Source organism: Streptomyces sp. NPDC030862, from assembly GCF_055571835.1.
Window position 1 is genome coordinate 227,186 of sequence record NZ_JBVIEN010000007.1, and the last position, 15,008, is coordinate 242,193.

At 74.2% G+C, this 15,008-nt stretch carries 16 protein-coding genes; 5 read left to right on the plus strand and 11 right to left on the minus strand.

Features of this window, described 5'->3' with window-relative positions; all coding sequences use genetic code 11:
- Positions 1-66 precede the first annotated feature (66 nt).
- Positions 67-1,290 (plus strand): geranylgeranyl reductase family protein, encoded by a 1,224-nt coding sequence (locus tag ACZ42X_RS20440; protein WP_468291773.1) that lies wholly within the window; start codon positions 67-69, stop codon positions 1,288-1,290.
- A gap of 108 nt (positions 1,291-1,398) precedes the next feature.
- Entirely contained in the window at positions 1,399-2,139 is a 741-nt protein-coding gene (locus ACZ42X_RS20445) for an SDR family NAD(P)-dependent oxidoreductase (protein ID WP_468291776.1), read from the plus strand.
- A gap of 170 nt (positions 2,140-2,309) precedes the next feature.
- On the opposite strand, the gene ACZ42X_RS20450 is transcribed toward ACZ42X_RS20445, so the two are convergent.
- Positions 2,310-3,131: an AfsR/SARP family transcriptional regulator gene (locus tag ACZ42X_RS20450; RefSeq protein ID WP_468291779.1), complete on the minus strand. Its 822-nt coding sequence runs from the start codon at positions 3,129-3,131 to the stop codon at positions 2,310-2,312.
- A gap of 101 nt (positions 3,132-3,232) precedes the next feature.
- Between ACZ42X_RS20450 and ACZ42X_RS20455 the strand changes: the two genes are divergently transcribed.
- Positions 3,233-5,359 (plus strand): MMPL family transporter, encoded by a 2,127-nt coding sequence (locus tag ACZ42X_RS20455; protein WP_468291782.1) that lies wholly within the window; start codon positions 3,233-3,235, stop codon positions 5,357-5,359.
- 22 nt (positions 5,360-5,381) lie between these two features.
- Here ACZ42X_RS20455 and ACZ42X_RS20460 read toward each other — a convergent pair whose 3' ends face one another.
- Both ACZ42X_RS20460 and ACZ42X_RS20465 read right to left on the minus strand, forming a co-directional pair.
- Positions 5,382-5,654 carry a DUF6332 family protein gene (locus ACZ42X_RS20460; RefSeq protein ID WP_468291785.1) on the minus strand — a complete coding sequence of 91 codons (273 nt, stop codon included), beginning with the start codon at positions 5,652-5,654 and terminating at the stop codon, positions 5,382-5,384.
- Positions 5,655-5,727: 73 nt separating this feature from the next.
- Positions 5,728-7,233: an MFS transporter gene (locus ACZ42X_RS20465; protein WP_468291788.1), complete on the minus strand. Its 1,506-nt coding sequence runs from the start codon at positions 7,231-7,233 to the stop codon at positions 5,728-5,730.
- An 86-nt stretch (positions 7,234-7,319) separates the two neighbouring features.
- On the opposite strand from ACZ42X_RS20465, the gene ACZ42X_RS20470 reads away from it, so the two are divergent.
- Positions 7,320-7,751, plus strand: coding sequence for a MarR family winged helix-turn-helix transcriptional regulator (locus ACZ42X_RS20470; protein WP_468291791.1), 432 nt, complete (start codon positions 7,320-7,322; stop codon positions 7,749-7,751).
- Positions 7,752-7,763: 12 nt separating this feature from the next.
- Here the strand turns inward: ACZ42X_RS20470 and ACZ42X_RS20475 are convergent, their stop codons facing one another.
- The 4 genes from ACZ42X_RS20475 to ACZ42X_RS20490 form a co-directional block, all read right to left on the minus strand.
- Positions 7,764-8,519 (minus strand): maleylpyruvate isomerase family mycothiol-dependent enzyme, encoded by a 756-nt coding sequence (locus tag ACZ42X_RS20475; protein ID WP_468291794.1) that lies wholly within the window; start codon positions 8,517-8,519, stop codon positions 7,764-7,766.
- 12 nt (positions 8,520-8,531) lie between these two features.
- Positions 8,532-9,779 carry an MFS transporter gene (locus ACZ42X_RS20480; protein WP_468291797.1) on the minus strand — a complete coding sequence of 416 codons (1,248 nt, stop codon included), beginning with the start codon at positions 9,777-9,779 and terminating at the stop codon, positions 8,532-8,534.
- Positions 9,780-9,897: 118 nt separating this feature from the next.
- Positions 9,898-10,257, minus strand: a complete 360-nt coding sequence (locus ACZ42X_RS20485; protein WP_468291800.1) for a DUF8129 domain-containing protein — start codon at positions 10,255-10,257, stop codon at positions 9,898-9,900.
- A gap of 15 nt (positions 10,258-10,272) precedes the next feature.
- Complete coding sequence (locus ACZ42X_RS20490; protein ID WP_468291803.1) at positions 10,273-10,932, minus strand: HhH-GDP family DNA glycosylase; 660 nt, start codon at positions 10,930-10,932, stop codon at positions 10,273-10,275.
- A 168-nt stretch (positions 10,933-11,100) separates the two neighbouring features.
- Here ACZ42X_RS20490 and ACZ42X_RS20495 point away from each other — a divergent pair, with 168 nt between their 5' ends.
- Positions 11,101-12,345 (plus strand): ROK family protein, encoded by a 1,245-nt coding sequence (locus tag ACZ42X_RS20495; RefSeq protein WP_468291806.1) that lies wholly within the window; start codon positions 11,101-11,103, stop codon positions 12,343-12,345.
- Between the two features lie 37 nt (positions 12,346-12,382).
- On the opposite strand, the gene ACZ42X_RS20500 is transcribed toward ACZ42X_RS20495, so the two are convergent.
- The 4 genes from ACZ42X_RS20500 to ACZ42X_RS20515 all read right to left on the minus strand — a co-directional run bounded on the left by ACZ42X_RS20500 (position 12,383) and on the right by ACZ42X_RS20515 (position 14,844).
- Complete coding sequence (locus ACZ42X_RS20500; RefSeq protein ID WP_468291809.1) at positions 12,383-12,967, minus strand: DUF4865 family protein; 585 nt, start codon at positions 12,965-12,967, stop codon at positions 12,383-12,385.
- 13 nt (positions 12,968-12,980) lie between these two features.
- Positions 12,981-13,574: a TetR/AcrR family transcriptional regulator gene (locus ACZ42X_RS20505; RefSeq protein WP_468291812.1), complete on the minus strand. Its 594-nt coding sequence runs from the start codon at positions 13,572-13,574 to the stop codon at positions 12,981-12,983.
- Positions 13,575-13,663: 89 nt separating this feature from the next.
- Entirely contained in the window at positions 13,664-14,212 is a 549-nt protein-coding gene (locus ACZ42X_RS20510; protein WP_361420057.1) for an ATP-binding protein, read from the minus strand.
- Between the two features lie 239 nt (positions 14,213-14,451).
- Complete coding sequence (locus tag ACZ42X_RS20515; protein ID WP_468291815.1) at positions 14,452-14,844, minus strand: hypothetical protein; 393 nt, start codon at positions 14,842-14,844, stop codon at positions 14,452-14,454.
- Between the last annotated feature and the right edge of the window lie 164 nt (positions 14,845-15,008).

The window sequence follows — 15,008 nt, forward strand, 5'->3', positions numbered from 1 at the left end:
ATGCGATCGAGATCATGGGCACGGGCCGGGATCGGCCGGACGTCGGGACAGGAGCAGAAGCACATCGTGAGCAGCGAGAACGCAGACGCCGGTAACGAGCACTCCGCGCCGGTGTGGGATGTCGTCGTGGTCGGGGCGGGGCCGGCCGGGGCCTCCGCGGCCTATGCGGCGGCCGTCGCGGGCCGCCGGGTGCTGCTCCTGGAGAAGGCGGAGCTGCCCCGCTACAAGACGTGCGGCGGCGGCATCATCGGCCCCTCGCGCGACGCGCTGCCACCCGGCTTCGAGCTGCCGCTCCAGGACCGGGTGCACGCCGTGTCGTTCTCGATGAACGGCCGTTTCACGCGGACGCGCCGCTCCAGGCGCATGCTGTTCGGGCTGGTCAACCGCACGGAGTTCGACGCCGCGCTCGTCGAGCACGCCCAAAAGGCCGGCGCCGAGCTGCGTACGGGTGCCACGGTGTCGCGCGTCGAGCAGCACGGCACCGCCGTGCCGGACCGGCGCACGGTCGCCGTGGTCCTGGCCGACGGCGAGGTCGTGCTCGCGCGGGCGGTCGTCGGCGCGGACGGCAGCGCCAGCCGCATAGGAGCCCACGTCGGCGTGAAGCTCGACCAGGTCGACCTGGGGCTGGAGGCGGAGATCCCGGTGCCGCCGACGGTCGCGGAGGACTGGGCGGGGCGGGTGCTCATCGACTGGGGTCCGATGCCCGGCAGCTACGGCTGGGTGTTCCCGAAGGGCGACACCCTCACCGTGGGTGTGATCTCGGCACGCGGCGAAGGCGGCGCGACCAAGCGGTACCTGGAGGACTTCATCGCCCGCCTCGGGCTCGCCGGCTTCGAACCGGCCCTCTCCTCGGGCCACCTGACCCGCTGCCGCAGCGACGACTCGCCGCTGTCGCGGGGCCGGGTGCTGGTGTGCGGCGACGCGGCCGGGCTGCTGGAGCCGTGGACCCGCGAGGGCATCTCGTACGCGCTGCGCTCCGGGCGGCTCGCGGGGGAGTGGGCGGTGCGGATCGCCGAGTCCCACGACGCGGTGGACGCGCGGCGGCAGGCGCTGAATTACGCGTTCGCCATCAAGTCGGGCCTCGGCGTGGAGATGGCGGTCGGCCGGCGGATGCTGACGCTGTTCGAGCGCCGCCCCGGTCTGCTGCACGCGGCGATCACCGGCTTCCGTCCGGCGTGGCACGCCTTCGCGGACATCACCCGCGGTGTGACGACGCTGGCCGGCATCATCCGCTCCCACGGGGTGGCGCGCCGGGCCCTGGACGCCCTGGACCGCCGCATCGAGGGCTGACGCGACGGGAGCTGACGGGACGAGGGACTGACGCGACGGGGGCTGTCGCGTGGGCCCCGTTCTCGCGGCGGGCGGGGCGCGACGGCCGCCGTGACATGATCCGCCGGCATGAGGATCGAACAAGCGGATGCGCCCGTCGCCCTGGTCAGCGGGTCCACGTCGGGCATCGGTCAGGCCATCGCGCGGCGGCTGGCCATGGACGGGATGCGGGTCGTCGTGCACTCGCGACACAGCGCGGAGGCCGGGGAGGCGCTGGCCGCGGAGCTCGGCGGGACGTACGTACAGGCGGACCTGGCGGTGGAGGAGGAGGCCCGGGGGCTGGTCGAGGCGGCGCTCGGCCGGTACGGGCGGCTGGACGTCCTCGTGAACAACGCGGGCATCAGCCGGCGGATCCCGCATGACGACCTCGCCGCGGCGACGCCGGCCGACTGGCGGCACCTGCTGGAGGTCAACCTGATCGCGCCCTGGGTGCTGTGCACGGCGGCACTTCCGGCGCTGCGCAGGTCTCCCGGGGGCGGCAGCATCGTGAACATCACCAGCCACGCCGGGGTGCGCCCCAAGGGCGCGTCGGTGCCGTACGCGGCGAGCAAGGCCGCGCTCAACCACGTGACCCGGCTGCTCGCGGCCGCGCTCGGCCCCGAGGTGCGGGTCAACGCGGTCGCGCCGGGGCTGGTGGACACGCCGATGACGAAGGACTGGGCGCAGGCGCACGAACTGTGGCGGGAGCACGCGCCCATGCGCCGTCCGGCGCGGCCCGCCGACGTGGCCGAGCTGGTGGCGTCGCTGATCGCCGGCTCGTACCTGACGGGCGAGGTGATCGTTCTCGACGGCGGGCTGAACCTGACCTGAACCCGTCCGCCCACAAGGGGCGTGTCCGGTCGCCCTCGTGGGCGTGAGGGCCTTCCCGGCCTTCCCGACGAAGGCCATCGCTACACCCGCGCGCATCGCGCGGCGCACCCGGAGCGGCGAGACCCCGGCCGGCCGGGCCTCCGCCCCACGCCGGGCCCAGCCCGCCGCGCCTAGGCGGCCACCGCGCCGCCGGAGCGACGCGTGCCGCCGGAGCCCGTGCCGCCGGCCGGCAGGAGCGCCGGGTCCTGGCGCAGGATCCGCTGGTGCAGGTCGCGCAGCGCCGGGCCCGGGTCCGCGCCGATGGACTCGGCGATGCGCCGCCGCGCGTCCTCGTACGCCAGGAGCGCGTCGGTGGAGCGCCCGGCGCGGTAGAGGGCCAGCATCAGCAGGGCGGCCAGCCCCTCCCGCAGCGGGTGCGCCGCGACCTGGCGGACCAGCTCGTGGACGCACTCGTACGCGCGCCCCCGCTCGATCTCGGACTCCAGCCGCGCCTCCAGCACCAGCAGCCGCTTCTCCGCCCAGCGCCGCCGCTCGGCCTCCAGATACGGACCCGACAGCCCCTCGGCGTACTCGCCGCGCCACAACCCCTCGGCCCGCCGCACGAGTTCGTCCGCACGCGCCCGGTCCCCGGCGTCCCGCGCCGCGACCGCCGCGTCGACCAGGGTGCGCCGCTCCGCCACGTCGTCGATCCGCGCGCCGCTGAGCCGGTACCCGCTCCCGGTCCAGGTGAGCTCCGGCCCACCGGCCCCGCCCCCGAGGGCGCGCCGCAGCCCGGAGACGTACTTCTGCACCAGGTTCCGTACGTGCGCGGGGACTTCGGCGCCCCACACGGCCTCGACGAGCGCCCCGTACGACATCGCCCTGCCGTCCTGGTGGAGCAGCACGGCGAGCACGGACCGCTGCTTCGGCGGGCCCAGCGGGACCTCCTCGCCACCCCGCGACGCCCTGAGCGGGCCGAGTAGTTCGAAACGGTAACGGATCCCCTCACCCATGCCCGCGAGCCTATCCCGGCCCGTTCCCGGTCCGGGTTCCAGCGGATCTTCCAGCGGGCCTTCCAGCGGCCCTTCCAGCGGCCGCGTCGACCGTACGCACCATGAAGGAACAACCCCCGCACCCCTCGGGCCCCCTGACGCGCCTCGGCCGTCTCGCCGTACGCCGCAGCCGCGCCGTCCTGCTCGCCGCCGCCCTCCTCTTCGCCGGTCTCGCCGCCTACGGCGCGGGCGCCCAGGCCGACCTCCAACTGGCCCGCTGGGACGCGCCCGGCACCGAGTCCGTCGCCGCGGCCGGCATCCTGCGCGCGGAGTTCGCCACCGGCAATCCCAACCTCGCCCTCCTCGTCACCGCCCGCGGGGGCGATGTCGACGCGCCCGCGGCCGCCGGCGAGGCCCGCGCGCTCGCCGCCGAGCTCGCCCGCCACCCGATGGTCACGGACGTCGACTCGTACTGGGACGGCGGCAGCCCGGCCCTGCGCGCCGAAGACGGCGGCAGCGCGCTGGTCCTCGCCCGCCTCGAAGGCAGCGCCACCGCCACCCGCGCCGAACTCGCCACCCTCTCACCCCGCCTGGCCCGCACCACCCCGAACCTCACCGTGCAGGTCGGCGGCCAGGAGGAGATCTCCCGGCAGGTCGGCGAGCAGGCCCGGCGGGACTTCCTCACCGCCGAGGCGCTCGTCCTGCCCGCCGTCCTGCTCCTCCTCGTCCTGGTCTACCGGCGCACCGCCGCCGCCCTGGTCACGGTCGCGGTCGGCCTGCTGTCGGTCGTCGGCACGCTCGCCGGGCTGCGCGCCCTGGCACAGGTCACGCCCGTCTCCACCTTCGCCGCCAACATCGCGCTGGTCCTCGGGCTCGGCCTCGGCATCGACTACAGCCTCTTCGTCATCAACCGCTACCGCGAGGAGCGCGCCGCGGGACGCGACCAGCAGGACGCCGCCGTCCGCGCCACCGCCGCCGCGGGCCGCACGGTCATCTTCAGCGGCGTCACCGTCGCGGTCTCGCTCTCCGCGCTGCTGGTCTTCCCCTTCTTCTTCCTCTCCTCCTTCGCGTACGCGGGTGTCCTCGTCGTCCTGACGGCGGTGGCCGGAGCGGTCGTCGTCCTGCCCGCCGCCCTGGCCCGCTGGGGCCACCGCATGGAGCGTCCGCCGTCCGCCCGGACGGGGCTCTGGCACCGCGTCGCCCTGCGCGCCATGCGCAAGCCCGTCCTGAGCGGCGCCGCCGTCCTCGGCGTCCTCCTCCTCGCCGCCTCCCCGGTCCTCGGCCTGCGCTTCGGCCTGCCGGACGAGCGCACGCTGCCCGAGGGGACGCCGTCCCGTACGACCTCGGAGACGATCCACCGCACGTACGCGGCCGAGCCCACCGACGTCCTCCAGGTCGTCGTGGACGGCCCGGCCACGCCCGCGGAGCTCACCGCGTACGCCGCCGAACTCGCCCGCGTCCCCGGCGTCTTCCAGGTCGACCCGCCGGAGCACGCCCCGAACGGCGGGGCCGTACGGATCGGCGTCGTCCCCACCCAGGAGGCCATGTACGGCGACGTCCCGGCCCTTGTGGAGCGGGTGCGGGCGGTGGCGGGACCGCCCGGTGTGCTCGTCGGCGGCTACCCGGCCGAGACGACCGACTTCCGCGCCACCCTTCTGGACCGGCTGCCCGTCGTCATCGCGCTGATCCTCGTCGCGACCTTCGTGATCCTCTTCCTCATGACCGGCAGCCTGCTGCTGCCCGCCAAGGCCACGGTGCTGAACCTGCTCAGCCTGTCGGTGATGTTCGGCTGCCTGGTGTACGTCTTCCAGGACGGCCACTTCGCCGACCTGCTCGGCTTCACCCCGACCGGTTCGATCGAGCCGAGCATCCCGGTGCTGATGTTCTGCGTCGTGTACGGGCTGTCCATGGACTACGAGGTGTTCATGCTGGCCCGGATCAAGGAGGAGTACGAGCGCACCGGCGACACCGAGCGCGCGGTGGTCGCGGGCATCCGGCGCAGCGCCCCGCTGATCACGGCGGCCGCGGGCATCCTGGCGCTGAGCTTCGCGGCGTACGCGACCGGAGGTGTCGTCTTCCTCAAGGAGCTGGGCGTCGGCACGGCGCTGGCGATCCTGGTGGACGCGACCCTGATCCGGGTGGTGCTGCTCCCGGTCTCCATGCGCCTGGCGGGCCGCGCCAACTGGTGGGCACCGGCTCCGCTGCGCCGACTGCACCGCCGCGCCGGCCTGAGCGAGGCCGCCGCGTGAGGGGAGCACGCGCCGTACCGGCCTACGCCCCCGGCCCGGCCGACCGCCCGTCCCCGAACCGCCACAGCACGCGTACGACGCGGGCCACGAACCCCAGGCAGGCGGTGGCGGCGGCCGCGACCAGCACGGCCCGCTCGGCGCCGCCGTCCAGGTCGAAGGCGATCACCGGGGCCGCCACCAGGCAGAAGAGCCCTGCCGCGACGAAGACGCCGGTCAGCAGGGCGTAGCCGATCTCGATGGTCATGGCGTCGCGCTGCGCCTGCGTCCTGGCCGTCCCGGCCGTCCTGGTCCCCATGTCCGGCAGTCTCACAAGCGGGCGGCCGGTGGGCAAGAGGATTGCCCACCGGCCGCGCCGCCCTGTCGTGGTGTCAGTTCCTTACGGTGGCGGCTTCCGCGGCCTCCACCGCTTCCGGGCTCACCGGCGTCGCCGACTTGGCGATCACGACCGACGGCTGCGGCGTACGACCGCGGCGCAGGCCGGTCAGGGTGATGAGCAGGCCCACGGCCGCGATGGCGGTGACCACCACCAGCCCGGGCCGGAAGCTGTCGAGAACCGCCTGCCGGGAGCCGCCCTCGGCGCCGCCGGCCGTGATCACGGCCGTCACCACGGCGAGGAAGACGGCGCCGCCCACCTGGACGGAGGTGTTCAGCAGGCCGGAGACCATGCCCTGCTCGTCGTCGTCCACGCCGTTCGTCGCCTGGATGTTGAGCGACGGGAAGGTCAGCGCGCACGCCGCGCCCAGCAGCAGCATCGACGGCAGGACGACGGCCGCGTACCGGGGGGTGAGGTCGACCTGGAGGAAGATGGCGTACGAGGCGACGAGCAGCGCGAAGCCGGTCGCGATCACCCGCGGCGTTCCGAACCGGTCCACCACGTCACCGACCTTGGTGGAGGAGAGCGCCACCAGCAGGCCGGCCGGCAGGAAGGCGAGCGCGGTCTGCAGCGCGCTCCAGCCGAGCAGCCCCTGCATGTACTGCGTCACGATGAACTGGAAGGCGACGTACGAGCCGAAGAAGGTGGCCGCGCCGAGCTGGGCCCGCAGCTGCGTGCCGGAGCGCAGCACGCCCAGCCGCAGCAGCGGGCTCGCGGTGCGCCGCTCGATGGCGACGAAGGCGGCGAGCAGGACGGCGGCCGCCAGGAACGACAGCAGCGTGCGGGCGGACGCCCAGCCCGCCTCGGGCGCCTCGACGACGGTGAAGACCAGGAGCAGCATCGCGGCCGTGCCGGTGACGGCGCCCGGCAGGTCGTAGCCGCCGCGGGTGTCCTCGCGGTCGCTGTGCGGGATCATCCGCAGGCCGACGACGAGGGCGACGAGGGCGATCGGCGCGGGCAGCAGCATCGTCCAGCGCCAGCTCAGCTCGGTGAGCAGGCCCGAGAGCACCAGGCCCATGGAGAAACCGGTGGCGGCGCAGGTCGTGTAGATGGACAGGGCCCGATTGCGCTGCGGCCCCTCCTTGAAGGTGGTGGTGATGATCGAGAGCCCGGCGGGCGCGGTGAACGCGGCGCTGAGGCCCTTGATGAAGCGGCTGGCGATCAGCAGCGGCCCGGAGTCGACGAGACCGCCGAGCAGTGAGGCGAGCGCGAAGACGGCCAGCGCTATCAGGAAGACGCGGCGGCGGCCGAGGAGGTCGGCGGCCCGGCCGCCCAGGAGGAGCAGGCCTCCGTAGCCGAGGATGTAGCCGCTGACGATCCACTGCAGGGTGGCGGTGGACAGGCCCAGGTCGGCGCCGATGGACGGCAGGGCGACGCCGACCATGGAGACGTCGAGGGCGTCGAGGAACATCGCGGCGCAGAGCACCAGCAGGGTGCCCCACAGCCGCGGGGTCCAGCGCTCCTGAGGCGCGGGGGACGAAGCGGTGAGCGGAGAGGTCATGCGGAGCACAGTTCCATGCACTTGCATTGAATGCAAGCGCATTTAATTCCGTTGCAAGGAAAGGCACCTCTTGCTAACGTGACCCCATGGCTGCGACGAACTCCGAGCGCGCGCTCGTGGAGCAGTGGCACGGCGTGCGCGCCCTGCACGCCCGTACGACGTGCGAGCTCGACCGTGAGCTGCACCCCTACGGCCTCGGCGCCAGCGACTTCGAGGTTCTCGACGCCCTGGCCGACGCCGCGGCCGAGGGGACCGGCTCCTCCTACCGCGTCCAGGAGCTCGCGTCCCGCGTGCACCTCAGCCAGAGCGCGCTGTCCCGGCTCGTCGCCCGCCTGGAGAAGGAGGGCCTCGTCACGCGCGGCATGTGCAGCCAGGACCGGCGCGGGGTCGAGGTCGCCCTGACGGACCTGGGCCGCGCCCGGCACGCCGAGGTGCTGCCCCTGCAGCGCGCGGTGCTCGGCCGGGCGCTGGCCGCGGGACAGCCCGGTGCCTCCGAAGGGCCCGCCTGCCGGGCCTGAGCACTCCGGCCGTCAGACGACGGCGGAGGTCTCCCGCCACAGCCGCGCCAGGCGCTCGTCGCCCGTGATGGTCACGGCGCTCTGCGGCAGCCGGTTCCACAGGGTCAGGTACAGCCGCTCCGCCGGGCCGCTCAGCTCGCAGTCGGCCGGGCCCCCGTCGTCGCCCCGCGTCGCCCGCGAGGGCTGCGCCGACAGCCGTACGGTCCACACATCGCCGGTGTCCGTCGCCCGTACGCGCAGGACGGCCGGTTCCGGCGTACGCACCCGGCTCTTCTCCCGCGCGTGGAAGCCGCACAGCAACTCGTCGATCCCGTCGGCGGCGAACACCGGGTCCACCGGGTCCAGCGCGCCGAGCGCCGCGTCGCCGAGCGCCGCCTGGACGTCCACCCGGTGGACGGCCGTCTCGTGCGCCTGGCGCCGCGACCAGAAGCCGCGCGCCGAGGACGCCCCGGGCAGGAAGGTCCAGCACGCCAGGGAGTCGGGCGCGTCCGACAGCGCCCGGACGAGGAGCCCGTGGCCCTCGCGGAACCACGCCACGAGCTCCTCGCCGTCCAGATCGGGCTCATCGCCCATGGGTTGGAAGGCAGTGTGCCCCTCCGCGACGAACGCGGTGGCCCAGCGGTGGACCACGCCGGTGTGCCGCAGCGCGTCCCGTACGCGCCATCCGGGACAGGGCGGCACGGGCGCGCCGGGGCCCGCCTTCTCGGCGGCCTCGGCCATCAACCGGCCGTCCCGGGCCAGGGTTTCGAGGTACTCGGTGATCTCCATGCGGGGATTGTGTCAGCGACCACGGACGCCCGGTCCGGGAATTTCCCGCGCCGACGCGTCGCGCACCGCGTACCCGATCAGCGCCGCCCCGGCGGCCAGCATCGCCACCGTCGTCAGCGCGACCGGCAGCGAGAACCAGTCGGCCAGAAACCCGATCGCCGGCGGCCCCAGCAGCATGCCGCCGTAGCCGAGCGTGGACGCGGCGGCCACGCCGCCGGCGCCGGCCAGCGCGCCCGCGCGCGCCACCGCGACGGGGAAGATGTTCGCCAGGCCGAGCCCCGTGACCGCGAAGCCCAGCAGCGCGAGCCACACCGTCGGCGCGAGCGCGCCCAGCAGCATCCCGGCGGCCGCGGCCGCCCCGCCCGCCACCAGCGTCCGGGTCTGGCCGAGCCGCTGCAGCAGGGCCGTACCGGAGAGGCGCCCGGCGGTCATGGCGAGCGCGAAGAGCGAGTATCCGGCGGCCGCCGCGCCCGGATGGGCGTGCAGGTCCTGCTCCAGGTGGAGCGCGCTCCAGTCGGCCATCGCGCCCTCCCCGTACGCCGTGCACAGCGCGATCAGCCCGAAGACCGTGACCAGGCCGCGTGTCCGGCCGTCCATGCGCCGCGGTGCGGGCCCGTCGGCGGGCAGCGCCTCCGCCGGTGCGGGGCACGGGTGGCGCAGCAGCACGGAACCGGCCGCGGCGGTCACCAGGAGCCCGACGGCCGTGAGGGCCAGCAGGTGCGTGCGCGGCGCGAGGCCGCCCGCGACGAGCCCGCCGAGCCCGGCACCGAGCATGCCGCCGAGGCTGAAGGCGGCGTGGAAGCTCGGCATCACCGGGCGGCGCAGCGCGGCGACCAGCTCGACGGCGGCGCTGTTCATCGCCACGTTGATGCCGCCGTACGCGGTGCCGAAGACCAGCAGCACCAGGCCGAGGGCGAGCGCCGAGTGGGTCAGCGGCGGCAGCGCGATGCTCAGCGAGAGCAGGACACCGGCCGTGACCGTGACGGGGTGGGTGCCGAAGCGGCGGCACAGCCGGCCGGTGAGGGTCATGGTCAGGACGGCACCGGCCGACACGCCCAGCAGGGCGAGCCCGAGGTCGCTCGGGGAGGAGCCGGTCTGCTCCTTGATCGCGGGGATGCGGACCACCCAGCCGGCGAAGAGGAAGCCGTCGAGGGCGAAGAACAAGGTCAGGGCGGTGCGGAGGCGGGTCAGGGAGCGTGCGGCGGTGTCTCCGCCTGATTCCCCCGGAACGGCCGTCCGTAGTTTGTTTAGGTGCGGCACAAAGTCAGCATAGGGGCCGCCCGGACCGGCGTACAACCGTGCCGGTCCGGAGGCCCGCGCCGCGGGGTCGAGCCACGGCCTCAGGGCAGTTCCACGGCCTCAGGCTCGTTTCACGGCCTCAGGGTCGTTCCATGTCCCCCTTCGGCTTGCCGGACTGGAACGGCGTGCCGTGCGGCGGCGGGTGGATCGGCTGCGGCGAGCCCGAGGGCGAGCCCGGCGAACCCGCCTGGGCCTTGCCCGGATGTTCGGGCTGGAACGCGCCCGGATCACCGCCGGACGGGGTCGCCCCCTGCTCCAGCTGGTGCTTGCGGGCTGTCAGGACCTGGACGACCATGGGGCGGTCGGCGTGCGCGTGCTCGTAGTGCACCAGCTGGTCGATCTGCTCGCCGCTGAGCGCCCGGATGCGGTGCTCCAGCGCTCCGACGGGCAACTGGTCGTAGTCGGGCAGCGGAAGTTCGCCGCGGTCGGCGGTGCTCATCCGGTCCTCCCTTGGTCAGGTCTCGTTGACTGTCTCGCGGACGCCCTCGGCGACGTCCTTGTCCAGCGCGGCGCGCACCAGCGCGGCGGCGAAAGCCGGCAGATCCGCCTCTCCGACCAGGCCGGCCAGTTCCTCCCGGTCCGCCGGCAGGCCCAGCCGCTCCGCGCCGTCCAGCGTCCTGCCGTCCAGGTACGGCGCCACGTCCGGCCAGACGCCCTGCACCTCCCGCAGGAAGATGTCCGCCCCCGCGGGGCCGATGCCCGGCGCCTCCTGCAGCAGCGCGCGCAACCGGTCCAGGTCGCCGCCCGCCTTCTCGCGCATCCGGCGCAGATCACCGCCGTACGCGTCGAGGACGAGCTCGGCGACCTGCCCCAGCTGGGTGGCCGTCCGCTCGTCGTACCGGCGGTAGCCGCCTTCTCCGAGCGCGTCCACCCGCTGCTGCCAGGTGGCGTCGCGCATGTGCCGCGCGTCCTTCATCCCGGCGGCGAACAGGGCGCGCGCCGCCGCGACCGCGATGTCGGCGCGGATGCGGGCGCTCAGCAGATGGGCCAGCACCAGCAGCTGGTACAGCGGCTGCGGGGTGTCCTTCAGGTGGATCCCGGCCTCCTCCGCGTACGTGCGCGCCCGCTCGTCGAGCAGCGCCCGTACCACCGCCTTGGTGTCGGAGCGTGACATGGGACCTCCCGCCTCGCGCCGCCCGCGCAGCGTGCGTCAGCCACCCGCAGTACCCGTCCACGACCGGCCGAAACAGTGCGCGGAGCCGTGCGGGCGGCAGTGTGCGGACCGGCACTGGACAGGACAGGGCCGACCGTCCGCATGCTGGATCATGGGAGACTCGCCCCCATGAACGGCAAGGCGACCATGACCCGATCACGGCTGGACAGGGGCCGCAGCGCACTCGGCCCCGCGCTCGAACTGGTGCACACCGGTCGGGCGCCCACCCGCGCCGTGCTCACCGCCGAGCTCGGCGTCACCCGGGCCACCGCCGGCGCCGTCGCCGCCGAACTCGAAGCGCTCGGGCTGATCCGCGTCGACTCCCGCCCCGGCGCGGCCGCCGGCTCCCAGGGCCGTCCCTCGCACCGGCTCATCGTCGACGAGAACGGCCCCGTCGCCCTCGCCGCGCAGGTCCACGCCGACGGCTTCCGCGCCGCCCTCGTGGGCCTCGGCGGCCGCATCGTGGCCACCGCCCCCGGCTGCGTGACCGTCACGGCCGATCCGGCCCAGGTGCTCGCGGCCGTCGTCGAGGAGGGCGCCCGGCTGCTGCGCGAGAGCGGGCGCCGCTGCGTGGGCGCCGGGCTCGCCGTGCCGTCCGCGGTCGCCGAACCGGAAGGGACCGCCCTCAACCCGCTGCACGTCGCCTGGCCGGCCGGGGCACCCGTCCGCGACATCTTCGCCGCACAGGTGCGCGCGGCGGGCATCGAGGGCCCCGCCTTCGCCGGCAACGACGTCAACCTGGCCGCCCTCGCCGAACACCGCCACGGTGCGGGCCGCGGCGCCCAGCACCTGCTCTGCGTCGCCACCGGCCACCGCGGCGTCGGCGGGGCCCTGGTCCTGGACGGGCGCCTGCACACGGGCAGTTCGGGCCTCGCCCTGGAGGTGGGCCACCTCACCGTCCACCCCGAGGGCGGGCGCCCCTGCCACTGCGGCAGCCGCGGCTGCCTCGACGTCGAGACCGATCCGCTCGCCTTCCTCACCGCCGCACGGCGCGACCCGGGCCCCGAGGTGTCCCTGCTCCAGCAGGCCCGCGACCTGCTCCGTATGGAGGGCGGCGACCCGGCCGTACGGGCCGCCACCGAGGAGCTCATCGACCGCCTCGGCCTCGGCCTGGCCGGCCTGGTCAACATCCTCAACCCCGACCGGATCATCCTCGGCGGGCTCCACCGCGAGCTCCTCGCCGCCGACCCGGAACGGCTCCGCGCGGTGGTCGCCGACCGCAGCCTGTGGGGCCGCAGCGGCGTGGTGCCCATCCTGGGCTGCACCCTGGACCACAACAGCCTGGTGGGAGCGGCGGAGTTGGCGTGGCAGCCGGTCCTCGACGACCCGCTCGCCACGCTCGGCCGCCCCGCGGCGGCGGTGGAGGCTCCCTAGGGGGTGTCTTGCCGATCTTGCCGGGCTCGCGGCGCCCTCACCACTGCCGTCCCCGGCGCAGCCGGTGCCGTTCCGGTGCCGACAGATGCAGGACGCGGTACACGTCGCCGTCCGCCGGCCGTGGCGCCTCCCCGGCCCAGAACGTGACGTGGAGCAGCTCCCAGTGGTGCGGGTCCACGGCGAGGGCGGCGGCCACCGCGCCCTGCGTGCGGGCCTGTGACCGGTGCTCCTCCAGGGCCCGGGCCACGGTGTCGGCGGGGTTCTCGCCTTCGTCCGTACGCACCCGGCGGCGCGTCATGGAACGCGGTGCCGACGAGGCGGCGGGCCCCTCCTCGTACGAAAGGCCCGTCCAGTGCTGCACCCGCGGGCGGCCGAAGTCCCGGACGATGCCCTGGAAACCGGGGCCCCAGAGGAAGGCGTTCATGCCCTCGGGTGCCGTCCACAGGTAGAAGGGGGCGTACTGGTTCACGGGGGAGCCGTCGGCGCGCTCCCGTATCAGGTAGGCCTTCAGGCCCAGCCCGGGGAAGTCGTCGAGGAGGTGCCCCTTCGTCGCGACCCGTCGGCGGATGATGTCCATGTCGTAGTCGGCGGGCAGGGTGATCTCGTACTGCATGGCATGCACGGTGCGGGTCTCCTCAGGCTGCGGTACGGGTGCTGCGGGCGGCGGTGAGCAGCGTGAGCAGGCCGTTCACGGCGGTGTCGAAGGGGGCGGGGGAGCCTGACGCGCGGGCCAGTACATAGCCGCCCTGGACGGTCGCCACGATGGCCGCCGCCGTGTCCCGCGGATTCAGCGGCCCGGTGAACTCCCCGCTGTCGAGCCCCTCCTGGACGATCCCGGCGAGCCGGCCGCACAGCCAGGCCAGGGTCTCCTCGACCGGTGCGCGCAGCTCCTCGTCGGCGATGACGTCCGGGTCCATCGTCAGCCGTCCGACCGGGCAGCCACGCAGGACGTCGCGCTCCCGCCGCAGATAGGCCTCGATCCGCGCGTACGCCGATCCGCCGCCGCCCAGGGCCGACTCGGCGGCGGCGCGCATCTCCTCGGCGGTACGCCGGATGGCCGCGAGCGCCAGGGCGGGCTTCCCGGTGAAGTGGTGGTACATGCTGCCCTGGCCCGCCTCCGCCCGCTGCTGGATGGCCTTGGGGCTCGTGCCGACGTAACCCCGCTCCCACAGCAGGTCCCGCGTCGCCTCGATCAGCCGGTCGTGAGTGCTCATGATCGTACTGTACATAACAGTAGGTACAGACGTGAGCGCATGCCTGTACGGCGGCGAGGGGCCCTCGCCGCCGTACAGGCACGCACCGGCCGGGTGTCGCCCCGTCAGCCCGCCACGGCGGGCGACCGGTCGGCCGGGGGGCGTTCGCGCACGGCCTCGACCGTCTCGAAGGGGACCGGTTCCGTGAACGGCGCGCCGCCGGCCGCCCCGTACACCGGGAGCGAAGGGATCGGCGGCAGGGGAGTGGCCGAGGGCGCTGGAAGGGTGAACCAGACGACTTTGCCGGAGTCGCCCTGCGGTCGCGCGCCCCAGCTCTCGCTGAACGCCTCTATCAGGGCCAGCCCGCGCCCCGAAGTCGGGAGCGGGTCGGCGGGGTTGAGTGTCAGGACCGTCGGGAGGCGGGGGTCGTGGTCATGGACCGAGACCGTCAGCCGGTCGAGCAGCAGCTCGAGCTCGACGGTGCACACCTTGTCCGGTTGGGCGTGCTGGTGGACGTTGGTCAGCAGCTCGGTGACACCGAGTGCGGCTTTCTCGATCAGACTGTCGAGATTCCAGTAGCGCAGTTGCGCCGACACGATTCTGCGGACCTGTCCGATCCGCGACGGCAGGGCTTGGAGCTCTACCGTGCACTGCCTGCTTGCCTGGCTGATCACGGCTGCGACTCCCCGAAATGAGGTCCGGAAGAAGACGGAGATCGGATCCAGTAGATGGCTGGCTGTTCGGTCCGGCGGGCTGGATCACAGCGTCACCGCCGGTGCACCCTGAGTAGTGATGTCAAACCAGCGTGAACCAGCGGTGACCGTTGTGCAACTCGCGGCCACCGATCACGGTTCGGTCCTGCAACGTCCTTGGCTCAATCGCCTGCTCAACGGTCGGCTCGGTCCCCGGCTCGTTACCCGGCGCGGTCCTTCGCCCGGTCCTCGGCTCGGTCCTTGTCGCGGTCCCCGGCTCGGTCCTCGGCCCGGTCCTTCGCCGTGCCCGCCGTGCGGACCGCCTCCAGGAAGCACCCGGCCAGGCTCGTGGGCCCGCCCGGCCCGCGGCCGCGCCGCCCCATCGTCAGCCGGTAGCGGTGGCCGTTGAGCGTCGCCACGGTCGCGTCACCGCGCCCCGCGAACCACGGCCTGCCCGCCCGGACCGCGCGCACCGGCGCACTGTCGATCACCCGCCCGCAGCTGGTGAGCAGCGCCAGACTGCCGTCCTCGATCAGGACCTCGCCCGCCGTCGTCAGCGAACGTGGCCACCGCTCGATCCGTACGCCCGTGGCACTGAAATCAGGCCCAGCCATGACTGTCCCGCCCCCTTCGTGCGGCTTGTCGGTCCGGTCAGTCTGCACAAGTACCCGCGTGTACACCAGGGCGCGTCGGCCGGCCGTTCCCCAAGCCGGTCCTATGGAGCATCAAAGTGAACGTTTGCGCAGGTGAGGGGGGTATGTTCACAGAGAGACGGCAG

What these genes read in the sequence shown, in the direction of transcription:
- ACZ42X_RS20445 (WP_468291776.1), top strand. Translation starts at nt 1,399, where the DNA reads ATGAGGATCGAACAAGCGGATGCGCCCGTCGCCCTGGTCAGCGGGTCC.
- ACZ42X_RS20450 (WP_468291779.1), bottom strand. Translation starts at nt 3,131, where the DNA reads ATGGGTGAGGGGATCCGTTACCGTTTCGAACTACTCGGCCCGCTCAGG.
- ACZ42X_RS20455 (WP_468291782.1), top strand. Translation starts at nt 3,233, where the DNA reads ATGAAGGAACAACCCCCGCACCCCTCGGGCCCCCTGACGCGCCTCGGC.
- ACZ42X_RS20460 (WP_468291785.1), bottom strand. Translation starts at nt 5,654, where the DNA reads ATGGGGACCAGGACGGCCGGGACGGCCAGGACGCAGGCGCAGCGCGAC.
- ACZ42X_RS20465 (WP_468291788.1), bottom strand. Translation starts at nt 7,233, where the DNA reads ATGACCTCTCCGCTCACCGCTTCGTCCCCCGCGCCTCAGGAGCGCTGG.
- ACZ42X_RS20470 (WP_468291791.1), top strand. Translation starts at nt 7,320, where the DNA reads ATGGCTGCGACGAACTCCGAGCGCGCGCTCGTGGAGCAGTGGCACGGC.
- ACZ42X_RS20475 (WP_468291794.1), bottom strand. Translation starts at nt 8,519, where the DNA reads ATGGAGATCACCGAGTACCTCGAAACCCTGGCCCGGGACGGCCGGTTG.
- ACZ42X_RS20485 (WP_468291800.1), bottom strand. Translation starts at nt 10,257, where the DNA reads ATGAGCACCGCCGACCGCGGCGAACTTCCGCTGCCCGACTACGACCAG.
- ACZ42X_RS20490 (WP_468291803.1), bottom strand. Translation starts at nt 10,932, where the DNA reads ATGTCACGCTCCGACACCAAGGCGGTGGTACGGGCGCTGCTCGACGAG.
- ACZ42X_RS20495 (WP_468291806.1), top strand. Translation starts at nt 11,101, where the DNA reads ATGAACGGCAAGGCGACCATGACCCGATCACGGCTGGACAGGGGCCGC.
- ACZ42X_RS20505 (WP_468291812.1), bottom strand. Translation starts at nt 13,574, where the DNA reads ATGTACAGTACGATCATGAGCACTCACGACCGGCTGATCGAGGCGACG.
- ACZ42X_RS20515 (WP_468291815.1), bottom strand. Translation starts at nt 14,844, where the DNA reads ATGGCTGGGCCTGATTTCAGTGCCACGGGCGTACGGATCGAGCGGTGG.